Consider the following 26,929-nt stretch of genomic DNA (forward strand, 5'->3'; position numbering starts at 1 on the left):
GATGGCGAAGAATGCCGAAAAGCGCTATCAAAGTGCCAAGGGATTGAAACATGACTTAGAAAAGTGTTGGCAGCAGTGCCAAGAAACTGGAAAAATTGAAAGCTTTGAATTAGGAACGCGGGATATATGCGATCGCTTTCTCATCCCCGACAAACTCTATGGAAGAGAAACCGAAGTGAAAACGCTCCTACAAGCCTTTGAAAGAGTCAGCGAAGGTGCAACAGAAATCATGCTAGTTGCGGGTTTTTCAGGAATTGGAAAAACCGCAGTTATAAACGAAGTTCATAAACCCATAGTGCGGCAACGTGGTTATTTTATTAAAGGAAAATATGACCAATTTCATCGCAACATTCCCTTCAGCGCCTTTGTGCAAGCATTCCGCGATTTAATGGGGCAATTGCTATCAGAATCACATTGGCAATTAGAAACATGGAAAAGCCAGGTATTAACTGCATTAGGAGAGAACGGACAAGTCTTAATTGACGTAATTCCTGAATTGGAAAATATTATCGGTAAACAGCCAGCCGCCCTTGAATTATCGGGAACAGCCGCCCAAAATCGCTTTAATCTCCTGTTTCAAAAATTTGTGCAAGTCTTTACCAGTCAAGAACATCCGTTAGTCATGTTTTTAGATGACTTGCAATGGGCCGATTCCGCATCACTTAACTTGCTGAAATTATTGATGCAAGATGCTGGGCATCTATTAATATTAGGCGCGTATCGAGATAATGAAGTCTCTCCCGTACATCCATTCATTTTAACAGTGGATGAAATTGTCAAAACTGGGGCAACGGTGCATACAATTACTTTACCACCCTTAAGGCAACCTGATATGAATCAGTTGGTGGCAGATACACTGAATTGTGAATCATCTCTAGCCCAGCCTTTAACAAAATTGGTCGATCAAAAAACTCAAGGTAATCCTTTTTTTGCAACCCAGTTTCTCAAAGCATTACATGATGACAAGTTAATTAGCTTTGATTTCGATATTCAATATTGGCAATGCGATATTGCCCAAGTGAAGGCCTTAGCAATTACTGATGATGTCGTTGAGTTCATGGCATTGCAATTACAGAAATTGCCCAGAGAAACTCAGGATAGTCTCAAACTAGCGGCTTGTATAGGGGCGCAGTTTGATTTGAATACCTTAGCAATTGTCAGTGAGAAATCACCAGACAGTAGCGCCACAGCTTTATGGAAAGCCTTGCAGGAAGGTTTGGTAATTCCTACTACCGAAATCTATAAGTTCTTTACCCAATCTGATAGCGAGGAACTTTTCAATGATTCCGCTAATCCGACTTATCGATTTTTACACGATCGCGTCCAACAAGCGGCTTATTCATTGATTCCTGACGAGCAAAAACAGCAGACCCATTACCATATTGGGCAACTACTCCAACAAAACTTATCAGAGATAGAAAAAGAGGAAAAGCTGTTTGATATTGTCGGGCATTTAAATTTAGGAATTGAGTTCATGACTCAAGCAGAGGAACGGGAAGCCTTAGCCAGATTGAACTTAGCAGCCGGACAGAAAGCCAGAAATTCTACAGCCTATGCAGGCGCCAGAAGTTTTGTGAAAACAGGGCTGGAGTTACTCACTGAAAACTGTTGGCAAACTCAGTATGAATTAACCCTGAATCTTTATGTGGCTGCGGCTGAAACGGCTTACTTAAATGCCGATTTTAATGGCATGGAAGAAATGGCAGCCCAGGTTTTGCGATCGGCGAAAACAATACTAGATAAAGTCAAGATATTTGAGATTCAAATCAACGCACTGACAACTCAGAGTCAGATGTTAGAAGCGATCGCGATCGGCACCAATGCCCTAGCACAATTGGGGATTGAACTCCCCTATGAAACTGACGAAGCATTGACACGCATTGCATTACAAAACCTTGCCAACCAACTGGAGGGCAAACAGATCGAGGAACTGGTTAACCTTCCCGTAATGAGCGATCCTCGGACAATCGCGGCGATGCAATTGTTAGGCATCTTGTTTCCGGCTATTTTTATGGGAAATCCTGCCTTGCAGCCTCTGCTTTGTGCCACAATGGTCAGTATATCACTTCAATTTGGCAATGCACCAGCATCAACAATCGGGTATGTGGGTTATGGCATTGTGCTGTCTGGTTTTTTCTCAGAAGTAGAAAAAGGTTATCGCTTTGGGCGAGTAGCACTTAGCTTACTCAATCAGTTGAATTGGCCAGAATTTAAATGTATCACTTTACTTTGGTTTGGCTGTTTTATTCAGCATCGTCAAGAACCACTGAGGGCAACAATCCCAACTGCGAAAGAAGGGTATTTAGTCGGAATGGAAACAGGTGATTTTCTCAATGCTGGCTACTGCGTCAGTAGTTATTTATATAATAATTTTTTTTCGGGGGTAGAGATTGATGATTGGCACGCAGAAATAGAAAATTATTGTGTTGTCTTAACGACTGTGAAGCAATATTCTCCTATGGTTTACGTGAATATGGCACAACAGGCGGTGCATAACTTGAGGGAAATTGTCAATCAACCGGATTTATTAATCGGTCAGGCTTATGATGAAACAGTGATGTTTCCTCAGCATAATCAGAATAGAGAGCTTACTGCACTCGCTCTTGCCTATAACTACAAACTAATGCTTGCCTATCTCTTTGGCAACTACACCAACGCCCTAGACTACATTGCTCAAGCAAGCCTCTATTTGAGGGTGGCGGCAGCAATGATTCATACTCCGGTTTTCCATTTCTATGCCGGGTTAACCTACTTGGCAGTCTGCTCTACGCAGTCAGAAATTGAGCAAGCGAACAGTCTCGCTTTGGCAGAAACCCATCAAACCACTTTGGCTCAATGGGCACACCAGGCGCCGATGAATCACAAACATAAAATTGACTTGGTAGAAGCAGAAAAATGCCGGGTTTTAGGCAAGAATTATGAAGCTGGAGATTGGTACGATCGCGCAATTGCCGGAGCCAAGAAAAACGAATATATCCAAGAAGAAGCTTTAGGCAACGAACTAGCTGCAAAATTCTACTTAGATTGGGGGAAAGAAAAAGTTGCACAATCTTACATGATTGAGGCGTATTACTGTTATTCCCGTTGGGGTGCAAAGGCTAAAGTCGCTTATTTAGAACAACACTATCCACAACTACTAAAAGCTATTCTCCAACCTACTAACTTTGTAATAACATCTGGGACAACAATCAACCCTACCTGGATGGGAAGCCTAGCTAGCGTCAGTAGTAGCGAGAATTTATGGTTAGATTTTCCAGCAGTAATGATGGCGGCACAAGCTATTTCACAAGAAATTGAATTAGAGAAACTGTTAGCCACTTTGATGCAGATTACGCTGGCGAATGGGGGAGCACAAATCGGTTGTTTAGTGCTTCGCCAAGACCGACAATGGTTAGTCGTCGCTCAAGCCGCACAAAAGCAGACAAAAATATTAGAAATTCCTCTGGAACAATATCAGGAAATTCCTCAGAGTTTGATTTATGCCGTGGCACGAACTCAAGCGACTGCTGTTTTTGACAACTTAAGTACAGCCGACCAATTTGCAGGCGATCGCTATATTATCGCTCATCAACCTAAATCAGTTTTATGTACTCCAATTATTCGGCAAGGAAAACTCGTCGGTATTGTGTACTTAGAAAATAACTTAACACTGGGAGCATTTACTAATGAGCGAGTAGAAATTATCCAGATACTCGCAGCTCAAGCGGCGATCTCTATTGAGAATTCTCGTTTATATAAACAAATAGAGAAATATTCCCAAAGCTTAGAAGCAGAAGTAGCGCAAAAAACGGAAGATTTAAGCCAAAAAGCTTTTGATTTAGAGCAAGCATTTAAAAACTTACAACAAACCCAATCCCAATTAATTCAGAGCGAAAAAATGTCATCTCTCGGTCAACTGGTAGCTGGCATTGCTCACGAAATCAACAATCCAGTAACATTTATTCGCAGTAATGTTGCACATATAGAGGATTATGTCAAAGATTTGCTTATTTTACTTGATATTTATCAACAAGAGTATCCTGAACCCAGTAAAGTAATTCAAGCGAAAATAGAAGAAATGGATTTAGAATTTATCTGGGAAGATTTAATTAAAATTCTGGCATCTATGAAAGCAGGGAGCGATCGCATTAGCCAAATTATCCTGAGTTTGCGTAACTTTTCCCGCTTAGATGAAGCCGACATGAAAGCAGTAGATTTACATACCGGAATTGAAAGCACTTTGCTAATTTTACAAACTCGCTTAAGACTGAGCGATGGCAAATCAGAAATACAAGTTATTAAAGAGTATGGAAATCTGCCCAATGTCATTTGTTATGCTAGTGAGATCAATCAAGTATTTCTGAGTATTATCAGTAACGCTATTGATGCTCTTCAATCAATTAATAAAACAGAAAAAAATCCTCTAATCATGATTCAGACTGAAGTCATAGAAAAAGACAGGGTTAGAATTAAAATCTCTGATAATGGTCCCGGTATCCCGGCGAATATTCAATCCCGAATATTCGATCCATTTTTTACAACTAAACCAGTGGGTAGCGGTACAGGTTTGGGTTTATCTGTTAGCTATGGTATTGTCAAAAAACATGGCGGTAAATTAACCTGTAATTCTAGAGTTGGAAATGGTACAGAGTTAGCGATCGAGATTCCTATCAGCTATATTAGAGCCTAAAGAAGCTTCTTACTGCTACGCCCGTTGGGATGTAAAACAAAAAATATTTGATCATTTATTGACGACGAAAGCAGTGGGCAAAGGAACGGGTTTAGGATTGGCGATCGCACGTCAAATCGTTGTCGAAAAACATAGCGGTTCTATTCACATCAACTCTCCACTGGGAGCCGGAACAGAATTTATCATCACCTTACCCACTAATGCCTAACAAAAAAGTTAATTTTTTTATCTTCTTCAGACCCATTTAACCGCTCCTTAACCCACCAATTATTAAATAACAACAACCATGAATAACTCTCACCAAAACCGCAACCCAAACACAAGCATTCAAATTCCTAACTATCAAATTCTCCAAACAGTTTATTCAGGAAGTCGCACCTTAGTTTATCGGGCCATCCGTACCAGTGACCTATTACCTGTCGTCATCAAACTGCTGAAAAACGAGTATCCCACCTTTAGCGAGCTGGTGCAATTTCGCAATCAATATACCATTGCTAAAAACCTTTGTCAACCGGGAATTATCCAAACGTATAGTCTCGAACCCTCTCGAAATGGCTATGCATTAGTCATGGAAGACTTTGGGGGAATTTCGCTTCAGGAATGGGCGATTAAAGGGAAAAACGCACTATCTTTGAGAGAGTTTTTGGAAATCGCGATCGCGCTATGCAATACCTTAGATATTCTCTACCGAGAGCGCATTATTCACAAAGACATAAAGCCCAGCAATATCTTAATTAATCCCGAAACCAAACAAGTCAAATTAATTGACTTTAGTATTGCGTCTTTACTTCCAAGAGAAACACAAACTTTGATAAACCCCAATGTATTAGAAGGGACACTTGCTTATATTTCCCCAGAACAAACTGGTCGAATGAATCGGGGGATTGACTATCGAAGTGACTTTTATTCTTTGGGTGGGACTTTCTACGAATTACTCACAGGGAAATTACCATTTGAATCAAATGACCCAATGGAGTTGGTACATTGTCATATTGCCAAAGCAGCACCATTAGTACATGAAAATAACCCACAACTCCCCTCGGTAGTCTCAGAGATTGTCACTAAATTGATGGCAAAAAACGCCGAAGATAGATATCAAAGTGCATTAGGACTGAAATATGATTTAAAAAAATGTTTACATCAACTACAAAAAACTGAGAAAATTCAGAGCTTTAAAATTGCACAACGGGATAGGAGCGATCGCTTCATCATCCCCGACAAACTCTACGGACGAGAAACTGAAGCAGAAACTTTACTGCAAGCATTTGAGCGAGTCAGTCTTGGTGCAACAGAAATGATGCTGGTAGCAGGTTTTTCGGGTATTGGTAAAACCGCCGTTGTCAATGAAGTTCATAAACCAATTGTTCGGCAACGCGGTTATTTTATCAAAGGAAAATTTGACCAATTTCAACGCAATATTCCCTTCTCAGCTTTTGTCCAAGCATTTCGGGATTTAATGGGGCAATTGTTAACCGAAAGTGATGTCCAACTAGAGCAATGGAAAAATCAAATATTAGAAACTGTCGGAAACAACGGTCAGGTAATTATTGAAGTCATTCCCGAATTAGAAAAAATCATTGGTGAACAACCACTAGCAGTAGAATTATCAGGAACAGCAGCCCAAAATCGCTTTAATTTATTGTTTCAAAAATTCACCCAAGTCTTTACTAGCGCCAAACATCCATTAGTGATGTTTTTAGATGATTTACAATGGGCTGATTCAGCATCATTAAAGTTGATGCAGCTATTAATGGCTGATACAGATCATCTTTTCATCATGGGTGCCTATCGGGATAACGAAGTCAATCCAGCCCATCCATTAATGCTGACTTTGAGCGAAATTCAAAAAAACCAAGCAGCCATTAATACTATTACTTTAACACCCCTGAGTCAATCCCTAATCAATCAATTAGTCGCTGATACCCTAAAAATAACCGAAAATTTGGCATTACCCCTTTCACAATTAGTTTATCAAAAAACTAAAGGCAACCCATTTTTTGCCACCCAATTTCTCAAAGCCCTACACGAAGAAAATCTCATTCAATTTAACTTGGAGTTAGGCTGTTGGGAATGCGATCTGTCCAAAATTAATCAACAAGCCTTGACCGATGATGTTGTAGAATTTATGGCGTTGCAGTTAGAGAAGTTACCCTTAGTAACCCAGAATATTCTGAAGTTAGCCGCTTGTATTGGCAATCAGTTCGATCTAGCAACATTAGCAATTGTTTCAGAACACTCAGATGTAGAAACCGCAGCCATTTTATGGAAATCATTACAAGAAGGTTTGATTTTACCGATCGGTGATGTTTATAAATTTTATGTAGGGGAAGAAAGTCAAGCTGTTACGTCAGAAAAGTCTCAAAATGTTACCTACAAATTTTTACACGATCGCGTTCAACAAGCAGCCTATTCCCTAATTCCACACGACCAAAAACAGGCGACTCATTACCAAATCGGACAACTGCTGCTGCAACAGATTTCGGCACAAGCAAGAGAAGACCGTATTTTTGAAATTGTCAATCAATTAAATCACGGAACTGCTTTAATTACCAAACCAACAGAACGAGAAGAATTAGCCCAACTCAATTTAATTGCCTGTCGCAAAGCCAAAACTTCAACCGCCTATCAAGCCGCCCATGAATATGCCACAGTGGGATTGTTTTTGTTGGCAGAAAATACTTGGCAGCAGCAGTATGAAATGACCCTAGCCTTGTATGAATTAGCAGCGGAAGTGGCAATGCTAAACGGTAATTTTGAGTCGATGGAACAGTTCATTGATATCGTCATTCAACAGGCACGCTCCTTACCTGAAAAAGTCAACGTTTACTGCTTTAGAATTCAATCTCATATTTCCCAAAGTAAATTAACCTCAGCGATCGCGATCGCCCAACCAGTCTTACAACAGCTTGGCGTCACCTTTCCTGAAACACCGACATCATCAGATCTTCAACAGGAAATCCAACAGATTGAGGCACTCATTGGAGATAGGGAAATCGCTGATTTGGTTCACTTGCCTGAAATGACAGATGCAGAAAAACTCGGTACTCTTAAAATTGTCAATTTCCTTATCCCGGCAGCTTATCTCTCTGGATCTGCGCTGTACCCATTGTTGAATAGTTTGTCCGTTAAACTATCAATTCAGTACGGTAACACATCGACTTCTGCTTTAGGCTATGCCACCTATGGCACTCTTCTTTGCCATTTCTTACAAGCCATAGATACAGGAGCGCAGTTTGGTTCCCTAGCACTCCAAATTATCTCAAAACTCGATGCTAAAGCAAGTAAAACAGATGTTTTGATGATCTTGGGGATATTTATTGTACACCGCAAATCTCACATTAAAGAAACACTACCCCTGTTGCAAGAGGGTTATACCAGTGCCTTAGAATTTGGAAACGTGGTACTTGCTGGATATAATGGGCACACTTTTTGCCTCAATTCTTTTTGGTGTCGTCAATCCCTGGCTAGCTTAGAGCAGGAAATTTGCGCTTACTGCCATAGTTTGATGCAATTAAATCAATTGACAACCGCAAATTATTGCCGGATCTATTGGCAGCCTGTTTTAAATTTGCTAGGTCTTGCAGAACATACCACCCTTTTGTCTGGGAAAGCCCTTGAAGAAACAGAATTTCTCCAGCAGCTACAATCTGCCAAGGATGGATATGGATTGTATATTTTCCATTTGTATAAACTGCTGCTTTGTTTCTTGTTTGGAGAAATTGAGCCAGCGAAAAATCATGCTATTGAAGTCAGGCGCTATTTTATGGCTGGTGCGGGATTAGTCAGCGAACCAGTATTTTATCTTTATGAGTCTCTGCTAACTCTGGCACAATTGAATCCACAGTTAGATGAAACATCAGAAGCATTGCAGGGTGTCCTAGAAAACCAAACCAAGTTACAGCAATGGGCGTCTCATGCACCCATGAATTATCAACATAAGGTTGATTTGGTAGCGGCAGAAAAATGTCGAGTGTTAGGACAAAAAGCCGAAGCAATTGAGTTTTACGACAAGGCGATTTCTCTTGCCAAAGCCAACGAATATACCCAAGAAGAAGCACTTGCTAACGAACTGGCTGCTAAATTCTACCTAGATTGGGGCAAAGAGCGCATAGCCGGGGAATACATGATTGCAGCCTACTATGCCTATGCTCGTTGGGGTGCAAAAGCCAAAGTTGCTGACCTAGAAGCTCGCTATCGGCAACTGCTTGCACCTATATTAGAGCAAATCCGTTCTCCTCTCTCCACTCACGAAACTATCTTCACTTTGGGGAGTATTACCTCCACCAGTTCTGCCACATCCAGTAGTAGTGTTTCTGTGGCTTTAGATTTAGCTGCTATTCTCAAAGCTTCCCAAGCAATATCCGGTGAAATCGAACTCGAAAAGCTACTTTCATCGTTGCTTTCAATCGTCATCGAAAATGCGGGGGCGGATAAATGCGTGTTCATGCTCTTGCGAGACGATCGCCTGTTAATTAAAGGGTCAATTACCGAGGGTTCAAAGCCAGTTGTCTTGCAGCGTCTTCCCATTGAAGAGAGTCAAGAAATTCCCCTGAAGCTGATTTACAAAGTCAAGCACAACAGGCAGACTGTTGTGCTGCTGGATGCGACGACCGAGCGGACTTTAATAAATGACCCATATATCATGCGTCAGCAGCCGAAGAGTATCTTGTGTAGCCCGATTTTGCATCAAGGGAAGCTGATGGGCATTTTATATCTAGAAAACAATTTAGTTACGGGAGCATTTACAAGCGATCGCGTTGAACTACTTAACTTACTTTGCGCTCAAGCGGCGATTTCCTTAGAAAATGCTCGACTTTACGAGCGATCTCAAAACTATGCTCAACAGCTAGAACAGTCTCTGGAAGAGTTAAAGAATAGTGAAGCCCGCTTTCAGAAACTTGCCAATAACGTACCTGGCTTGATTTATCAGATTCGGATTCAAGCCGATGGTTCTGCTTCAGTGCCCTACGTCAGTTCTGGATGTCAAACACTCTATGAAGTGGCGGCAGAGGATGTGATGCTAGGAAAATACAGCCTACGCGATTTTGAACATCCCGACGATCGAGCAGAGGGGTTTCGGGCAGTTATCGAGTCCGCTCAAACGCTCACCCCATTTCAACATGAGTGGCGGATTATTACTCCCAGTGGGAAAGTGAAATGGGTGAAAGCCGCTGCTCAGCCAGAACGTAGAGAAGACGGAGAAACCGTTTGGGATGGAATGCTGATTGATATTACCGCTCGCAAGCAAGCAGAAGCAGGTGTGATTCAAAAATCACAGGAACTCGAACAGACTCTGGCAGATTTGCAGAACACCCAACTGCAAATGGTGCAAAGCGAAAAAATGGCATCACTCGGAAATCTGGTAGCGGGTGTTGCTCATGAAATCAATAACCCCGTGGGCTTTATTTGGGGCAATTTGAATGAAACCCAGCAAACGGTGGAAGACTTAGTGGAGCATCTCAATCTCTATCGCGATCGCGCTCCAGAAACAGAGGTTGCAGACCATGCCGAAGATATCGATTTAGACTATATCATCGAAGACTTGCCTAAAATGATTGACTCCATGAAAGTGGGATGCGATCGCATTAAAAGTATCAGCACTTCGCTCCGCACCTTTTCTAGAGCTGACAAAGACTATAAAGCGCCCTTCAACATCCACGAGGGCATAGATAGTACGCTCTTAATTCTCAAATATCGATTGAAAGCGAACGATGAGCGACCCGCCATTGAAATAGTGAAAGACTACGGCAATATTCCGGCGATCGAATGCTTCCCGGGACAGCTTAACCAGGTGTTTATGAACATTCTAGCCAATGCGATTGATGCGTTAGATGAATCAAATACTGGTCGAAGTTTTGCGGAAATTCAGGCGAATCCCAACCGCATTACAATTACAACCTCACTAGAAGATAACCAGGCGAAAATTACCATTACTGATAATGGAAAGGGTATGAGTGAATCAGTCAAAGAGAAAATTTTCGATCATTTGTTTACGACGAAAGCGGTAGGGAAAGGAACGGGATTAGGATTGGCGATCGCACGGTTGATTGTAGTTGAGCAACACTTTGGTATGCTCGAAGTCAACTCAACTTTAGGTCGCGGTACAGAATTTATAATTTCACTGCCATGTTGAGCATTAGCTGGGTAATTTATAGCCAATTTTGGGATTTTTCTTGAAAATTGAAAGTTTTTTACACCCCACTTTACAATTTATAGTGAGCGATAAATTCTGCCAAATTCTTGATACTTGCGTCGCACTAATTTATAAAGGAATCTCGATCGCAAATTCCGTCCCTTCTCCTACGGTGGAACGGCAGCTCAAGGCTCCGGCGTGTTTTTCCGCGACAATTCGGTAACTGATGGCTAACCCTAAACCAGTGCCTTTTCCCATCGGTTTTGTCGTGAAAAACGGGTCAAATAATCGGCTACGCACGTCTTCTGTCATGCCGATCGCATTATCGGCAATGCGGATGCAAATACTATTTTCGTTTAGGGCTTCTGTGCGAATGCTAATAGTTGGTTTCCAATCGTCGCCGACCGCCGCAGATCGCCTTTTTTGGTTGCAAGCATCTTCCAATGCGTCAATACTGTTGCTAAGCAGATTCATAAATACCTGATTGAGCTGACCTGCATAACATTCTATTAAAGGGAGTTGACCGTAATCTTTGATTATTTTTATTTCTGGATAGTCGCCTCTAGCTCGGAGTTTGTTGTGCAATATTAAGAGGGTATTATCTATGCCTTCGTGAAGGTTAGTAGGTTTTTTTACCGAGTCGTCTAAACGCGAGAAATTTCGCAAGCTCAGAACTATTTCGCGAATGCGATCGGCTCCCATTTTCATCGAAGATAATATTTTTAGTAAATCTTCTCTCAGAAATTCTAAATCGATCTTGTCAATACATTCTCGAACTTCTACCACGGGCTGAGGATAGTGTTTTTGATAAAGTTCCACAAGCTGCAACAAGTCTCGGATATATTGGCTGGCGTAGGAAATATTGCCGTAGATAAAACTGACAGGGTTATTAATTTCGTGAGCTACTCCAGCTACCATTTGACCGAGGCTTGACATTTTTTCGGTATGAATTAGGTGAGCTTGAGTTTCTCGAAGTTCTTTGAGAGCGATTTCTAGCTGCTGAGCTCTGTTGTTGGCGATCGCCTCGGAGAGCCGCAAAGCATCCTCCGCTGCTTTGCGTTCTGTTATGTCAAAAATGGCGCCGTTGAGGGATAAAACTTCACCGTCTGCGTTGAAAAGGGCTTGACCTTTCTCTGCAACCCACCGCACATTTCCGTCGCAGTGCATCAGGCGATATTCGATGATGTAAGGTTGTTTTGTCTTAATAGCCCGGTCGATAATTGTCTCGATCTGCTCAGCGTCATCGGGATGAACTATACTCGGAAAAGCCTGCACCGGTTTTTGCATAAAGTTAGCGACAGGATAGCCGGAAATAGCTTCTATGCCACTGCTGATAAAAGTTACGCTCGATCGCCCAGCAGCACTGCAGCGGTAAACCGCACCGGGAATGCTAGAAACTAATGACCTAAATTCTTCTTCTCTTTCTCGCAAAGCTGCCTCAATCCGCTTGCGTTCGCTAATGTCGCGAGCAAACGCGCACTGATATTCTTTGCCGTTAAATTCCAAATGGTCGATCGTAATTTCTACCGGAAAAATGCGACCGTACTTAGTGATGTGGTGAACTTCAATATTAACCGAACCGCAGCGTTTTAAGACTTTCCAGTGCAAACTCCAAGCAGTTTGGGGAAAATCTGGGTTGATGTCGTGCACGGTCATCGAGAGCAATTCAGTGGTAGAATATCCCAATGAAGTGCAAGCAGCGTCGTTGACGTACAAAAATTTACCGTCGGGCCCGATCCAGAATATCGCATCTGCCGATCGGTCGATCGCAAATTGAGTCAGTTGCAACTTTTCCTCAACTCGGTGGCGATCGGCAATTTCTTTTTCTAACTGTTCATTAAGCGAATTGAGAGCTAAAGCGCGATCGATAATAGTATCTGAAGGGTAAAAATTTAGCGCTTGTTTTGCCAATTCTCCTTTCTGGATATCATGGTGGTGCTGATGTTCCTCTACCTGTTTTAACGACTGTTTTTGAAGTTTTTCTTTTTGATTAAAACCAGACTCGGCAAGTGCTTTGGGCATGAGGGCAAGGGCGACTGCGACTAAAAACCACGCAATCAAAGCACTTGCAGCTTTGAGAGTTACTGACAGCCAATATATCGAGTGCCACAGCGTCCAAACTTCCGTCAATTTAGCAGCGCCCCAGGCAAAAAAAACAACGGCAAATACCCGGAAAATCTTGCGGTGAGAACCTTGGCGGGTAAAATAAACTAAAGATAGGGCGATCGAGCAATAAGCCAGTGCCGTCAGCGAGTCAAAAACAGCGTACAATCGCAACTCCGGCACCACGTTGCAGGCGAGTGTAGAAGATACAGCAAGTGTGGAAAAAAAAATTGTTAATTGTTCTTGCATAAAGTTCAAGAAAAAAATTATCTGTACCAATGCAAATCAGATCAAATCTAATTATTTGATTTCGGCTAGTGAAATATTTACATAATTATATACTTTTTTCATTTTTTATGAAACAGCTATTTTTTCAGGAAATCTCAAAACTATCGAGGTGGGGCCCTAGGAACGAAGCTTTTCCCAAGTATGAGCAATGGTGAGCGTCACGGCTAGCAACGCTTACGTTGCTCCCTGTGACGGAATACATAGGTTCGCCTACCTATTGATTCAGAAACATTTAAATTGTTAATGATTACTATTAAATTTTCTTTTAGATTACTTAAGCAGTGAGCCAGGAGTTTTTAACCCCTGGCTCACAGATGGACTAGCAGACTTTTAAGGCAGAGAAAATCTCAATTTTTGCGCTGGAAATCCACACTTAAGCGCCGCCCAGCGCCCAATGCACCAAAGTCCGAACTCCAAAACCGGTAGCCCCAGGGCCATTGTAGCCATTTTCTTTGTCACTCCAAACCGGGCCGGCAATATCTAAATGCGCCCATGCAGTATCCTTTACAAACTGCTTCAAAAATAGCGCCGCCGTAATCGAACCGCCGGGACGTGGGCCGGTGTTTTTCATGTCGGCGTGCAATGCTTTCAAGCCCTCAAAATACTTCTCTTCCATCGGCATCCGCCAAAATTTTTCGCCTGCCAATTCTGAGGCGGCGACTATTTCGGCGGCGACGCTATCTTGAGGACTCCACAAACCCGCGATCTCGTCGCCTAAAGCAATTACGCAGGCCCCGGTTAGAGTTGCTAAATCGACAATTGCGTCAACTCCCAATTTATCAGCAAATACCAACGCATCAGCCAGGGTTAAACGGCCTTCTGCATCGGTATTGTTGACTTCAATTGTTTTGCCGTTGGAAGCTGTAAGGATGTCTCCAGGGCGCATGGCGCGGCCGCTGATCATGTTTTCAGTGACGGCGCTGATAAAGTGAACTTCCACATCGGGTTTGATGTGTCCGATCGCCTTTGCCGCTCCCAAAGTAGCCGCAGCGCCGCCCATATCTATTTTCATCATTTCAATGCCGCTGCCCGCACCTTTGATGTTCAAACCGCCAGAATCAAAGGTCAATCCTTTGCCCACAATTGCTATTTTGCGGCGCGGTGTACCTTCTGGTTTGTAAGTTAAATGGATAAATTTAGGGGGTAAATCCGATGCTAGGGCAACGCCGAGAAAGGCTCCCATTCCTAGTTTTTCACAGTCTTCCCGCTCCAATATTTCTAATTCTAAACCGCATTCGGCAGCTAGACTTTGAGCAGTTTCTGCCATGGTAATCGGGGTGACAAAATTTGCCGGCGCTGCGACTAATTCCCGTGCTAAAATGACTCCGGCAGTGATTTGGCGGGCGCGGGCGATCGCACTTTCGGTACCGGCAAAACCGAGCAAATGAATTTGTTCGAGTTGCGGGCTTTTATCTTCAGGTTCCGATTTGAAACGGTTGTCTTGATTCAAGGAGAGTTCTACACCTTCGGCGATCGCGCTTGCTGTAACATCCGGCGCGTTTTTCCACACCGGAAAGCTAATTCCCAGGGTTTTACATTTCTCTTTTTTGGCTAACTTGGCGCAAACGCCCGCAGCTTGCCGCACGGTGTCTAATTTTAAGTCCTCTGTTTTGCCCAAACCCACGATCGCAATTTTGCGAATGGGATTATTGCCGCCGACGCGGGTGATGGCGCTCGTACCCACTTTGCCCTTAAAATCTACTTCCAGTAGCAGCTCTTTCAAAGTGCCTGCCAGCTTTTCATCTAATTGTGCCAGATCGCCCGTGAGTTCCAGGGCGTCCTCAAATAGACCAATTGCCAAGGCGTCTCCAATCCAAACAGAGCGGGGCGTATCGGTGACTAGAAATTCCATGTTTTGATTTAGAGTTGAGATTTTAGACTTTAGATTGTACTTTTTGACACTCCCCCGGCCCAAGCGCGAGGGATTCTAGCGGTTGTCTAAGACGAGGCTGAAGCCGTCGTCAAAGACGCATCACCAGTTAAGGGACTGTCATTGACCCCATCCTCTGAATCAACGATTTCCATTGCAGACACCGCTTTCTGAAGATTCAAAGGACACGCAAATCCTACCCACTGCCCAATATTTTGCGAAGCGTTCCAGTCCGCGTTACAGCGATACCCATCAAATCCTTTGAATTGGTGCTTGACTCGCTTGCCGATAACACCATTTCGATGATCCGATTTACTGGTATAGGGTGCCGGCACCGACTCAACGGGAACACCTGCACGAATCGCTTTATAGCGGGTGAAGATTTCAAGCTGATAGAACGCCCAAGCATCTCGGTTCTGAGCTGCATCCGATTTGGTTTTCTTGCGTTGCTTTGAGGTACTTCTGATTTCAGAAAGATCCTCAAACCGCAATCCCATTCCGAAGTATGAAGCAAACTGAACCAACTGCCTAGAAATCTCGTGATTGATCTGCGTCATGATGCGACGCTCACGCGATTGTAGCTGCTTAACCTTTTTCAGCTTTTTCGCTTCTTGGAGAACCTTACGGGTTTTCTGAAACCGTCGTCGGGCGGCTTTAACTTTGCGACCATTCCAGAACTTGCCGAAGGAGTTGGGCAGTGCTGCGACTGCAATATTGTTTTGTCCTCGATCGACTCCAATCCAACCTTTAACATCACCTGCATCGGGAACTTCCATCGATACAGAAATGAGTGCATACCAAACACCTTTTTTGGACTTGCATAGCTTCAGACTGCCTAATTTGACAGAACCTTCGATCGCTTTATCCAAAACTTCGGTATGCGAGGCGGCATGAACATCAAGAGGAATTCTTCCTTTCCGCCCTCGATAGAGACTGAAAGAGACAGTGAATAAATTGCCCGACTTGAGAACCTCATAACCTTGGTTGTTCACTTCAAGCCACATTTGCTTAAAGTGCTTCACCTTAGTTTTTGCATGGGTGTTCCGAATGGTTTGATTGATCCACATCGATCCAATCTCAATATGTCTAAACGCGGCACTCGTCAGCTTTTTACGATCCTTGTTGTCAACTGCCAGCAAATCATTTGCAACAGCCGTATTGAGGGCGGTAAGCCGCTCAAATTCAAGTGCTTTGCAGGCATTCAACCTGTGAAACGGAAGCTTTAACGTTAGTGTTAGCTGAGCCATATTAAGAACGACCTTAACTTGACCTGTTAATTGTATCCTGCAAATAGTCGTAGGATATGAAGAATGGTTAAATATCCGACCCATACTGCGGGAAGACAGCCTGTTGTTAGCTTTCCTCCCCCGGCGCCAGCACGGAGGCTCTAAGCATAAGTTTTGGTAGTTAGTGGTTTGTCGTTTTTCCTTTGTGCGGGCAAATAGATCGATCGCACAAATTTTCCGCTCCACATCAAAATAAATTCTGCTACTATATCAGCCAAGTCCGCCTGCGATCGGATCTTCCACCAATCTCAATCATCTGTTTGGGGGTTGGCTGTCCGTTTTTGCCCCACTCTTAACATTTATTTCTCGTTAAACAGGTATCCTGCCTGTGATGGCGTGGAACACCCATCCTGCCTCTGATGGCTTTTGACAAACGATCGGTTATCTATTGTTATTCTCTTAAATTTTCCCATGCTAAAACGACGCCGGGCCCGATTTTCTGTTTTAATCAGCGTTTCAGTTTGCGTTATTGCGATCGGCTCTTTGGTTGCTGCGATGAAATGGATGGGTTTTGGCTCGGTCCAGAAGGCCGAGCAGCCCGTGAATGCAGCGAATTCCGAATCGGAAGTCAAGATGCTGGTATCGCTGTCACCGAGCGAGCGATCGGCGAAATTAGTTGAACTCGCAGCCAGTGAGTCTGTAAATACGAACCCGCAGCAGCCAATCTCCCCTCAAAGCCGCGCCCGCTACCTGCTTGCCAGCGATTTAATCCAGCAAGGAAATGCCGCCAAAGCATTAAAATTATTGGACAAATTAGAGCAAGAATATCCGGTTTTAGCTGCTCACATTGCCCTAAAAAGGGCGCAAGCTTACCAATTGAGCGGCGACAAAGGCAAAACTCAAAAAGCTTGGGAGGAACTGCTCAAAAACTATCCGAGCGACCCGGTAGCAGCGGAAGCTTTATATGTTTTAGGCAAGTCAAAACCGGAATATTGGCAACAGGCAATTACTGAATTTCCTGGTCATCCCCGCAGCGTAGAAATTGCCCTCCGCAAGTTAAAAGAAAATCCGAATCAGCCGCAGTTGATGCTGCTCGTAGCAAAACACGGTCATTATGTCAAAGATTACGGGACAATTTTGGAACAACTGGTGCAGCGAAACGGCGCCGGTTTGAAACCGGAAGATTGGGAAGAAATTGCCTTTGGCTATTGGGAAAAACAAAATTACGGCAAAGGAGCTATTGCTTACGGGAAAGCTCCCCGCAATGCCAAAAATCTTTACCGCAAAGCTCGCGGTTTGTGGCTCGACGGAAAAATCCCGGAATCGAGAATTGCCTATCAAGAATTAGTGCGCGAGTTCCCCGATGCCGAAGATAGTGGTTTGGGTTTAATTCGGCTGTCGCGGCTGAGCGAACCGAAAGAAGCGATCGTTTTGCTCGATCGAGTTATTAGCAAATTTCCCAATTATGCCCCCGAAGCTTTGTTAGATAAATCGCAAATTCTCGACAAAGCACGCAGCGGTCAATCCGCCTCAGATACCCGGAAGTTGCTATTGACAAAATACAATAATTCTGATAAAGCAGGCGAATTGCGGTGGACGATCGCCCAGCAGTTTGCCAAAGGCGGAGATTTAAAATCAGCTTGGCAGTGGGCGAGAGAATTAACCACCCACAATCCCGACAGCGAACAAGCTCCAGAAGCCGCATTTTGGGTCGGGAAATGGGCACAGCAACTCGGCCGCCAACAAGACGCCAAGACTGCATTTGACTATACGATCTTACGCTATCCAGAATCATATTTTGCGTGGCGATCGGCTGTACTTCTCGGCTGGCCAGTCGGCGACTTTACCACAGTCCGAGATTTGTCTCCCAATGTAGTGCGGCCGCCTCAGCGCCCCGAACCAACTGCGGGTTCTCCTGCGTTGAAAGAACTCTATCAATTAGGTCAAGATAGGGATGCTTGGGCGCTGTGGCAAGTAGAGTTTATCGACCGCGTAGAACCAAGTATTGCGGAACAGTTTACCGACGGTTTAATGCGAGTTGCAGTCGGAGACAATTTAGATGGTTTGTGGATGGTTGGTAGTTTGCGGCAGCGCGATAAACCAGATGATAGAACCCAATACCTGGATCTCAGACAGCAACCGATTTATTGGCAAGCACTTTATCCTTTTCCTTACTTAGAAACCATTGTCAAATGGTCGCAAGAGCGCAAAATAAATCCAGTATTAGTAACAGCATTAATCCGGCAAGAATCGCGGTTTATGCCCGCTATCAAATCATCAGTTGGCGCCACCGGTTTAATGCAAGTAATGCCCGAAACAGCCGCTTGGGTTGCTGGACAAATCAGCCTCAAAAAGTATTCATTGGAGAATGTGGACGACAACGTTAAACTTGGTACGTGGTATTTGGATCACACTCACGACGAGTACAAGAATAACTCGATGTTAGCTGTCGCGAGTTACAATGCCGGGCCAAATGCAGTATCAGATTGGTTGAAGAGGTTTAATTTTAGTGACCCAGATGCTTTTGCGGAAAAGATTCCGTTTCCTGAAACGAAAGGATACGTGAAATCGGTGTTTGAGAATTACTGGAATTATCTGCGGATTTACAATCCAGAAGTTAATCAGTTAATGAGTGAGCATTATGCGGCTGCTCAGAAAAAAGTAAAGTGAATTATTCGTGGTGTGGGGGCGGTTTTATCTAAATTGTTGGTAATCGTTATATCTTTTTGGTGGAACCCGCCCCTACAAAATATGGTTTCGTAGGGGCAGGTTCCACCAACCATAATCGCCCCAAACAAACAATCTGAAAAACCCGCCCCCACCAAACAAACAATCATTAGTAATTGACGGAAGATGATATCAGCGGCATCCCAAGGAATCGCGAGTATAAATCCCAGTTTGAGAATTAATCCCACTTGCCTTTGTGCACAATTCTTTAACTTGTGATCCGTCCATAATTGCGTCCGTAAAGTCAGCGCCGGTGATATCAACTCCGTCAAAAGTAGAACGCAGCAAAATTGTTTCTGCTAAAATTGCATCACTTAAATCGGCATTAGTAAATTTAACTTGATCTATCATTGCATTAGTTAAATTCGCTCCGTGCAAATTCGCCTGAGTCATCACCGAAGCGCTCATAATTGCTCCCTGCAAATCGGCATTAGAAAAATTAGTCAAGTCCATATTAGCGTTAGAAAACTCAGCCGCCCGCAGCATTTGACCAGAAAAATCGCGTCTTGTCAGTTCGGCGTTGCTAAAGGACAACGGCGGAGCGTAATATTTAGATTGAGCCTGGGCTGGCTGCTGCAGGATGAAGATAGTTAGTACCAAGAGGAATGCTGCTAGTTGCCGGAGTTTCATAAGTCTGATATTCTCGCAAGGTGGGTATTTCGTAGTGTATCCCGAACTTTGGTCGATCGACTAAACAGGTACAATCTTAATTAATAGTGATGGAGATGGAAAAAAAGATATGCTAAGTTTTTTCTTAACTTGGATAGTAGCAGCGGTTTCGCTGATTATTACCGCTAACATTGTACCAGGTATTTCGGTGGTTAGCTTTCCGGCGGCGATGCTGGCTGCTGTTGTTATCGGATTGGTGAACGCGGTTGTCCGACCGATTCTTACATTGCTGACGCTGCCTTTGACCATTATTACTTTAGGTTTGTTTTTATTCGTTGTGAATGCAATTTCGCTTTCCCTGGCTTCGTGGTTGGCGGGTGCGTTCAATATCGGCTTTGTGGTTGGCGGTTTTTGGCCGGCTTTGGTGGGTTCCATTGTGTTGTCATTTGTTTCTGGGTTGATTGGTCGATTTGTGAATGCCAATACTTTGTCTCAGTAATATATTATCCCAGATACTCGATCGGGCAAACTGCAACCGCTACTGTTACCGCAGAACCCGCCCTAACCCCTCCTTGTGAAAGGGGGGGATTTTTGCTGCGAAATATTTGTTTAGGGACTAAGAGGGGATTTGAACCGCAGATAAACGCAGATGGACGCTGATGATTGATGGATATCTGCGTATATTCGCGTTCATCTGCGGTTAAATTTTCTTTTCTAACTGCACACAGTGCCGCCGCTTCTGCTACACTAGGCGTCCCGACTTCTTTGACTACAATATTTGAAGGGTTGGGGACTTCTACGGAACTTAAAATGTCAGCAGCAAAGGTTTTTAACGGCCAATTTCGCTCTTGACAAAGTTCCAGCAAGCCGACTTCACCTGCTTTAGTATCTATGGTAGCAATACCTGCGATCGCACTTTCGGCTAAATGATAAGCACGGCATACTTGTTTAATCGCAGTTTCGATTAATTCTCGCCCTGTTCCGCGTTCGCAACCTATCCCTATCCACAACACTCTTGGATGCCACTGAACCTTTGGCAAAACAGATTCCGGCGAAAATCTTCTCTGCGTAAAACTAATCCAAATTCGGGCTTTGATAGTTGAGAAATTTTCCCCCTCCCAATACAAAGAATGTTTTTCTGGCAGACGGTTTTGCCACAAAGTAGAACCAACTTCTTGAATTACTTCGACAGTTTCCCCTCCAGCAAGAGCTGCCGCTACTCCAGTCCAGTCCCCTTCGCCTCGACTCCAACCGCTGGGAATGTCTAGCATATCTAAAGTGAATTCATCGCTCATTATTCAGTTATCTATTCTGTAGTTTCACTGCGACCGCAATCTTAAAAAAAAAATTAACACTCTGTTTAGTGAAAATTTTGGTATAATTGTAGCACAAACTACAAAAAATCAAACATTTAAGATGGTAGAACTAAATCAGTTAGTGTTAGAGCTTGAAAGCAACCTCAAATCGGAAGGAGTCAAAAAAGAATGGAAAGAGCGCCGGCCAAGTTGGGTGAGCGATGTGGCAGCATCAGTTAACCTGACATATCTAGCAGAATTGCTAGTTGAATGGCAATCTAACTTGCAGGGTAAATCGGTGGATATTCAGTGGGAAGAACGTCGGAACCGTTGGGTAGAAGAATGTCTGGCAGCATCGATTGTTCAAGAAGTATCAAGTTTATTGCTGGAACTAGAAACCAATATAAATTCGGAAGCTATGGCTGATGAATGGCAGCAGAATCGCGATAGTTGGGTACAGCAAATGCACAAGTTTAACGAGTAGTGTCGAGGAGCCAGAGCCTTTAGATATTGCGTTTTCAGGATCTAAAATTTCCTCATGACTAATAACTAATGATTCATCTTTCTGCCAAACCCCATTCAGAAAAATATCAGCGAGTCCTTCAGCCATTTCCTGCATTTGCTGCCGAGAAGCATTCGGCTTCATAATCGTATTTTGACTGAAGGGCGCGACTGCAAACATTCCCACAAATACCTGAGCGACAATTTTCGGATTCGTCTTTGGATAAACTTGTTTTTCCAAAGACGAATCCAAATAAAGCCTCAGCCACATATCTCATTATAAAAAACCCACAGTCTAAATTACTAAAATTTGTACAAAAATAGCACAAACTGCAAACAAGACAAAATTTAATATGGTAGAACTAAACCAATTACTGTTAGAGTTTCAAGCCCACCTAAACGGGGACGCAGTGACGGAAGAATGGAAAGAACGTCGCAACTGTTGGATGAGCGAGGTGTCAGCAGCAATTGACGAAAAACATTTAGCAAAATTGCTAGTTGAATTAGAATCAAATTTTCAGCGAGAAGCGGTACAAAGTCTCTGGAAAATGATCCGTGAAAGTTGGGTAGAAGAATGTCATATAGCATCGACGCTAGAAGAAGTATCAAGTCTATTGCTGGAACTTGAAAGCAATACAACTTGGGAGGTAGTGACGGATGAATGGCAGGATAATCGCGAGAAGTGGGTACAAAAGATGTACGATTTTATAGAGTAATAATTCATTTAATTAAAATCCAATTTCATGGTGAATGATGTCCCTCCTGTGCGGTTCATTGTCTCGCTTCCCTCAATTACTTTAAATCCCGATCGCTCGTACAAACTCAGGGCTCGATTCGAGCTTCTGACACTCAGGGATACCGATCGATAAGAGACTTTTGCTGCTGACAACAAACGATCCAGCAACTGCGTTCCTACACCCTGATTTGTATATTCTGGAAGAACGGCGATCGCCAATTCCGGGATAGTATCATCAACCCAGCCAAACCCCTTGTCATCCTCTGTAAACAAACGCAGCCAGGCTGCTCCTACTGGCTGGCTCCCGTTCAATTCGATTGCTGCGAAGCCCAAATCGTTTGCACGTCCCCAATTCTTGACATATTTCGCAATTAAAGGATGATTCACAACCCCTTGCACCCTTGATTCGCCTTCTTCTGCCATGTGCGCCGCTTCATACAGCATTTTCCAGAGAAAAGGCTCGTCTTTCTGGGTTAGCGATCGAATAGAATAGTGCAAAATTTTGCCCATAACAACTTTTCCCTGTTGCCCTAATTATTCATCTTTCAGCAAAACCCCATTCAGAAAAATATCGGCTAATCCTTCAGCCATTTCCTGCATTTGCTGCGGCGAAGCATTCGGCTCCATAATCGTATTTTGACTGAAACCCGCGACTGCAAACATTCCCAAAAATACCTGAGCGACAATCTTCGGATTCATCTTCCGATAAACTCCTTTTTCCATCGCTGTTTCAAAAAAAGCCTCAGCAACATCGCTCATTTTTCCGATGACTTCCAACTGAATTCTGTCGCGTAAATCCGGGTGAAATTGCGCCTCCAAAAAACACACCCGCATCATGTCGCTATTCTCGCGGATATTCAGCATCCGTCGCCGCATCACCTGAGCCACTGCTTTGTAACTGCCCATCTCGCTTAATTCAGTCAGCAAATCCGTCAGCAACTCCACCCATCCTTCCGTCGCCACCTCAATCAAAATCGCTTTTTTATTATCAAAATGCCGAAATAGCGTACCCTCGGCCACCCCCGCCGCCACTGCTAAATCGCGAGTTGTCGTGCCGTCGTATCCGCTGCGGGCAAACAACCGCTGAGCGGCTTGTAAAATCCGCTTCTTGGTTTCTGTTTCAGAAGGAGGAGACTGATTAAAAATTCGCATGGCTTTGCAATCGGTAATTTGCGACTTGGAACTACGGGTTCGGGACTGAAGCGCTAAATAATGTTAAGTTTTAAGTTGTGCGCGGCTTTTATCCCAAACTTAAAACTCCTCGCCGGGCCCCAGACCCTTTTTGAGATTTGCTGTATCAGCCTAACATCTGCGGCGCAACAGATCGCTTATGCCTCCAAAAATCTTTATCCTGAGAAAAGAATCTCTGGCCACCGAGCACAAACATTTTTTTGTTTGACACTCCAAAATCTAAAATCTAAAATCTAAAATCGAATGACCCCGCAGTTCCAAAAACCCCGTGAAGCGAAGCTATCCCGTAGGGAATCGCCCGATCGCCAAACTCGATTCATCGCCTCCCTGCTGGCCGCTGTACTGCTGTGGTGGGGCATTTCTCCCGAAATTGCCCTCGCCCGCCCCAACCCCCCTAGTGGCTCCCAAGCAGTCTCTGTTCAACCGTCGCTCGATCGAGTAATCAGCCAAGTCAGCGAATTTAAGCTCGACAACGGCATGAAATTCATCGTACTCGAAAGGCCCAGAGCCCCCGTAGCATCGTTTCTGATTCACGCCGATGTGGGCGGCGCAAACGAACCCGACGGTCAAACAGGTGTCGCTCACTATCTCGAACATTTAGCCTTCAAAGGCACGCCAAAAATCGGCACTACCGACTACCAAGCCGAAAAGCCGCTGCTAGAAAAACAAGACCAACTCTTCGAGCAAATGCAAGCAGCCAAAGCCAGCGGCAAAACTGAAGAAGTCGCCCAATTAAAAGCAGAATTTGACAAAGTTGAAGCCGAAGCTTCGCAATTTGTCAAGCGCAACGAACTCGGCAAAATAGTGGAACAAGCAGGCGGAGTCGGACTAAATGCCGCTACTTCCACCGACGCCACAATGTATTTTTACAGCCTTCCAGCTAACAAGTTAGAAATGTGGATGTCGCTGGAATCCGAGCGATTTCTAGAACCAGTATTTCGGGAATTTTACAAAGAAAAACAGGTAATTTTAGAAGAGCGCAGGCTGCGAACCGAGAATTCTCCGATCGGACAAATGGTTGAAGTTTTTGCCAACAAAGCTTTCTCTGCTCATCCCTACCGCCGCCCCGTAATTGGCTACACTGAAGACATTAAAAACCTCAGCCGCAGCGACGTGCAGAAGTTTTTCGAGACTCACTACGTCCCCAGCAAGCTGACTGTGGCGGTGGTAGGAGACGTGAAAGCTTCGGAGGTGAAGCGACTCGCTCAAATTTATTTCGGCCGTTACAAGGCGAAAACAGCGCCTCCAGAATTGCAGATTGTCGAACCTCCCCAAACTCAAACTCAGGAAGTCACGCTGAAATTAAAAACTCAACCTTGGTATTTGGAAGGATACCACAAACCGGCGATGAATCATCCCGACAATGCGATTTATGAAATGATTGGTTCTTTGCTCAGCGATGGCCGCACTTCTCGGCTTTACAAATCTTTGGTAGAACAACAGCAATTGGCGCTCGCGGCTCAAGGTTTCAGCGGTTATCCGGGGGAAAAGTATCCGAATTTGATGTTATTTTACGCTCAAACTGCTCCGGGTCGTACGGTTGATGAAGTAGCTGCAGCTTTGAGCAAGGAAATCGAGCGCCTGAAAACTGAGCCGGTTTCTGCTTTGGAATTGGATCGCGTGAAAACTCAGGCGAGAGGCGATTTGTTGCGATCGCTCGATTCTAATATGGGCATGGCATTTTCGCTGGTGGACTATCAAGTAAACACCGGTTCGTGGCGAAATTTGTTCAAGGAATTGGATGCGATCGCGGCTGTTACTCCCGCTGACATTCAACGTGTGGCTCAGGCAACTTTCCGCCCGGAAAATCGCACGATTGGTAAGCTTTTGCCACTGTAAGAAGAAGGTTCGGCAACGGATTCGCTCGACGGATGTAACGGATGTAACGGATGTCAGTCCGATGTCCGTCGGAAGAAGCAAGAAGGAAGAAGGAAGAGGGAAGAAACACTCGTTTCCAGGCTCTGCCTGGGAACGCATATGGGCGAGGCTCTGCCTCGAATTGTCAACTTATGAAACATTGGAGAAAGAATGAAAAGGACTAAATTGAGACTGAAAAAAGTAAAGTTATTTCTGCTGTCGCTTTGCTTTTTTACTGTTTCACTGGGCACGTTTAATTTGTTACCTTCCTTTGCGGCGGCACCCAAACACTACGACGAATTAACATTCCCGGCGGTGCCAGAAATTAAATTACCTAAATATACTCGATTCGAGCTAAAAAATGGCATCCGGGTGTATCTGATGGAAGACCGGGAACTCCCGTTAGTCGGGGGAACTGCGCTATTTCGCACTGGCGAGCGCTTTGAACCTGCCGAGAAAATTGGATTGGGAGGATTGACGGGAGAAGTGATGCGAACTGGGGGCACGAGCCGACATACGGCTGATGAACTAAATCAATTGCTAGAACAGCGAGCAGCTTCCGTAGAAACGGGGATTGATGTTAGTTCGGGCAGCGCTAATTTTAGTGCTTTAGCTGAAGATGTGGAACCCGTGTTTGACTTATTTGCGGAAGTGATTCGGGAGCCAATATTTGCTCAGGAAAAGTTAGATTTAGCGAAGAATCAAACTCAAGGTGCGATCGCCCGCCGCAATGACGATCCTGACGATATTACCGGCCGCGAGTTTGAAAAGTTAATTTATGGATCTCGCAGTCCTTACGCGCGTACGGTAGAATACAAAACCCTCGCCAATATTTCCCGCGACGATGTGGTGAGTTTCTACCAGAAATATTTCCATCCCAAGAATATGATTTTGGGTATTTCTGGGGATTTTGATACAGCTAAAATGCGATCGCTCGTCGAGCAAAAATTCGGTAACTGGCAACCGAGTCAAAGTGCAGAAGTGCCTGCACTACCAACCGTATCGCCCGCAAATGGGGGCGGCATATTTTTGGTAAATCAGCCGCAATTAAGTCAAAGTTACGTGCAAATGGGACATTTGGGCGGAATGCTCAGCAGTCCAGATTACGGTGCTTTGGACGTAATGAATGGGGTTCTCAATGGTTTCGGTGGCCGTTTGTTTAATAACGTGCGATCGCGCCAAGGCTTAGCTTATTCAGTATACGCGGCTTGGAGTCCGAGATATGACTATCCGGGGGTGTTTGTCGCTGGAGGCCAAACGCGATCGGACGCCACAGTACCGTTTATCCAGGCAATTCGCGCCGAGATCGATCGTATCCGTACCGAACCAATTACCCCGGCAGAATTAGCTTTTGCTAAAGATTCCACCCTGAATTCTTTCATTTTCAAATTTGAAAATCCCAGTCAAACTTTGTCGCGATTAATGCGCTACGAATACTACGGTTATCCCGAAGATTTCATTTTTCGCTACCGCCGTAGCATCGAAGCAGCAACAATTGCCGACGTGCAGCGCGTAGCTAAGACTTACTTGAAACCGGAGAATTTGGTAACATTAGTAGTGGGAAATAGTGCGGCAATTGAACCGCCGTTATCGAGTTTGGGAACTTCGGTAAAAGTGCAATCTGTTGATATCACAATTCCCCCAGCCACTTAATTTATTTGTGATTAGGAGTCGCAGATTCGAGTAAGGACACGGCAATGCCGTGTCCCTCCTCTTTGCCTCAC

General features: G+C 44.2%; 16 protein-coding genes. 9 read left to right on the plus strand and 7 right to left on the minus strand.

Annotation, left to right across the window (positions count from 1 at the left end):
• The 3 genes from QUA57_RS04920 to QUA57_RS04930 all read left to right on the plus strand — a co-directional run.
• Window positions 1-4,669, plus strand: a 4,669-nt coding sequence (locus QUA57_RS04920; RefSeq protein WP_333059821.1) for an AAA family ATPase, incomplete at its 5' end; no start/stop codon positions are given.
• Window positions 4,670-4,727: 58 nt separating this feature from the next.
• Window positions 4,728-4,877, plus strand: a complete 150-nt coding sequence (locus QUA57_RS04925) for an ATP-binding protein (RefSeq protein WP_445304456.1) — start codon at window positions 4,728-4,730, stop codon at window positions 4,875-4,877.
• A gap of 78 nt (window positions 4,878-4,955) precedes the next feature.
• Window positions 4,956-10,802, plus strand: coding sequence for an AAA family ATPase (locus QUA57_RS04930; protein WP_333059822.1), 5,847 nt, complete (start codon window positions 4,956-4,958; stop codon window positions 10,800-10,802).
• 129 nt (window positions 10,803-10,931) lie between these two features.
• On the opposite strand, the gene QUA57_RS04935 is transcribed toward QUA57_RS04930, so the two are convergent.
• The 3 genes from QUA57_RS04935 to QUA57_RS04945 all read right to left on the minus strand — a co-directional run bounded on the left by QUA57_RS04935 (window position 10,932) and on the right by QUA57_RS04945 (window position 16,310).
• A complete protein-coding gene (locus QUA57_RS04935) occupies window positions 10,932-13,154 on the minus strand; it encodes a PAS domain S-box protein (RefSeq protein WP_333059823.1) in 2,223 nt (740 codons plus the stop codon).
• 412 nt (window positions 13,155-13,566) lie between these two features.
• Window positions 13,567-15,045, minus strand: coding sequence for a leucyl aminopeptidase (locus QUA57_RS04940; RefSeq protein ID WP_333059824.1), 1,479 nt, complete (start codon window positions 15,043-15,045; stop codon window positions 13,567-13,569).
• Between the two features lie 86 nt (window positions 15,046-15,131).
• Entirely contained in the window at window positions 15,132-16,310 is a 1,179-nt protein-coding gene (locus tag QUA57_RS04945; RefSeq protein ID WP_333059825.1) for a transposase, read from the minus strand.
• A gap of 450 nt (window positions 16,311-16,760) precedes the next feature.
• Here QUA57_RS04945 and QUA57_RS04950 point away from each other — a divergent pair, with 450 nt between their 5' ends.
• On the plus strand, window positions 16,761-18,959 hold the full coding sequence (locus QUA57_RS04950) for a transglycosylase SLT domain-containing protein (RefSeq protein ID WP_333059826.1): 2,199 nt from the start codon (window positions 16,761-16,763) through the stop codon (window positions 18,957-18,959).
• A 189-nt stretch (window positions 18,960-19,148) separates the two neighbouring features.
• Here QUA57_RS04950 and QUA57_RS04955 read toward each other — a convergent pair whose 3' ends face one another.
• The gene (locus QUA57_RS04955) at window positions 19,149-19,646 is read right to left on the minus strand and encodes a pentapeptide repeat-containing protein (protein WP_333059827.1); all 498 of its coding nucleotides are present in this window, start codon (window positions 19,644-19,646) and stop codon (window positions 19,149-19,151) included.
• A gap of 109 nt (window positions 19,647-19,755) precedes the next feature.
• On the opposite strand from QUA57_RS04955, the gene QUA57_RS04960 reads away from it, so the two are divergent.
• Window positions 19,756-20,124 carry a phage holin family protein gene (locus tag QUA57_RS04960; protein ID WP_333036939.1) on the plus strand — a complete coding sequence of 123 codons (369 nt, stop codon included), beginning with the start codon at window positions 19,756-19,758 and terminating at the stop codon, window positions 20,122-20,124.
• Between the two features lie 4 nt (window positions 20,125-20,128).
• Here QUA57_RS04960 and QUA57_RS04965 read toward each other — a convergent pair whose 3' ends face one another.
• A complete protein-coding gene (locus QUA57_RS04965; protein ID WP_333059828.1) occupies window positions 20,129-20,920 on the minus strand; it encodes a cobalamin biosynthesis protein in 792 nt (263 codons plus the stop codon).
• A 121-nt stretch (window positions 20,921-21,041) separates the two neighbouring features.
• Between QUA57_RS04965 and QUA57_RS04970 the strand changes: the two genes are divergently transcribed.
• On the plus strand, window positions 21,042-21,404 hold the full coding sequence (locus tag QUA57_RS04970) for a hypothetical protein (protein WP_333059829.1): 363 nt from the start codon (window positions 21,042-21,044) through the stop codon (window positions 21,402-21,404).
• 370 nt (window positions 21,405-21,774) lie between these two features.
• Window positions 21,775-22,137, plus strand: coding sequence for a hypothetical protein (locus tag QUA57_RS04975; RefSeq protein ID WP_333036936.1), 363 nt, complete (start codon window positions 21,775-21,777; stop codon window positions 22,135-22,137).
• An 8-nt stretch (window positions 22,138-22,145) separates the two neighbouring features.
• On the opposite strand, the gene QUA57_RS04980 is transcribed toward QUA57_RS04975, so the two are convergent.
• Complete coding sequence (locus tag QUA57_RS04980; protein WP_333059830.1) at window positions 22,146-22,667, minus strand: GNAT family N-acetyltransferase; 522 nt, start codon at window positions 22,665-22,667, stop codon at window positions 22,146-22,148.
• Window positions 22,668-22,691: 24 nt separating this feature from the next.
• Entirely contained in the window at window positions 22,692-23,309 is a 618-nt protein-coding gene (locus QUA57_RS04985) for a helix-turn-helix domain-containing protein (RefSeq protein ID WP_333059831.1), read from the minus strand.
• 282 nt (window positions 23,310-23,591) lie between these two features.
• Here QUA57_RS04985 and QUA57_RS04990 point away from each other — a divergent pair, with 282 nt between their 5' ends.
• A complete protein-coding gene (locus QUA57_RS04990; RefSeq protein WP_333059832.1) occupies window positions 23,592-25,187 on the plus strand; it encodes a pitrilysin family protein in 1,596 nt (531 codons plus the stop codon).
• Window positions 25,188-25,376: 189 nt separating this feature from the next.
• Complete coding sequence (locus QUA57_RS04995; protein ID WP_333059833.1) at window positions 25,377-26,858, plus strand: pitrilysin family protein; 1,482 nt, start codon at window positions 25,377-25,379, stop codon at window positions 26,856-26,858.
• Window positions 26,859-26,929: the final 71 nt, after the last annotated feature.

Origin of the sequence: Microcoleus sp. Pol7_B2 (assembly GCF_036701035.1) — a bacterium.
Classification (GTDB): Bacteria; Cyanobacteriota; Cyanobacteriia; order Cyanobacteriales; family Microcoleaceae; genus Microcoleus.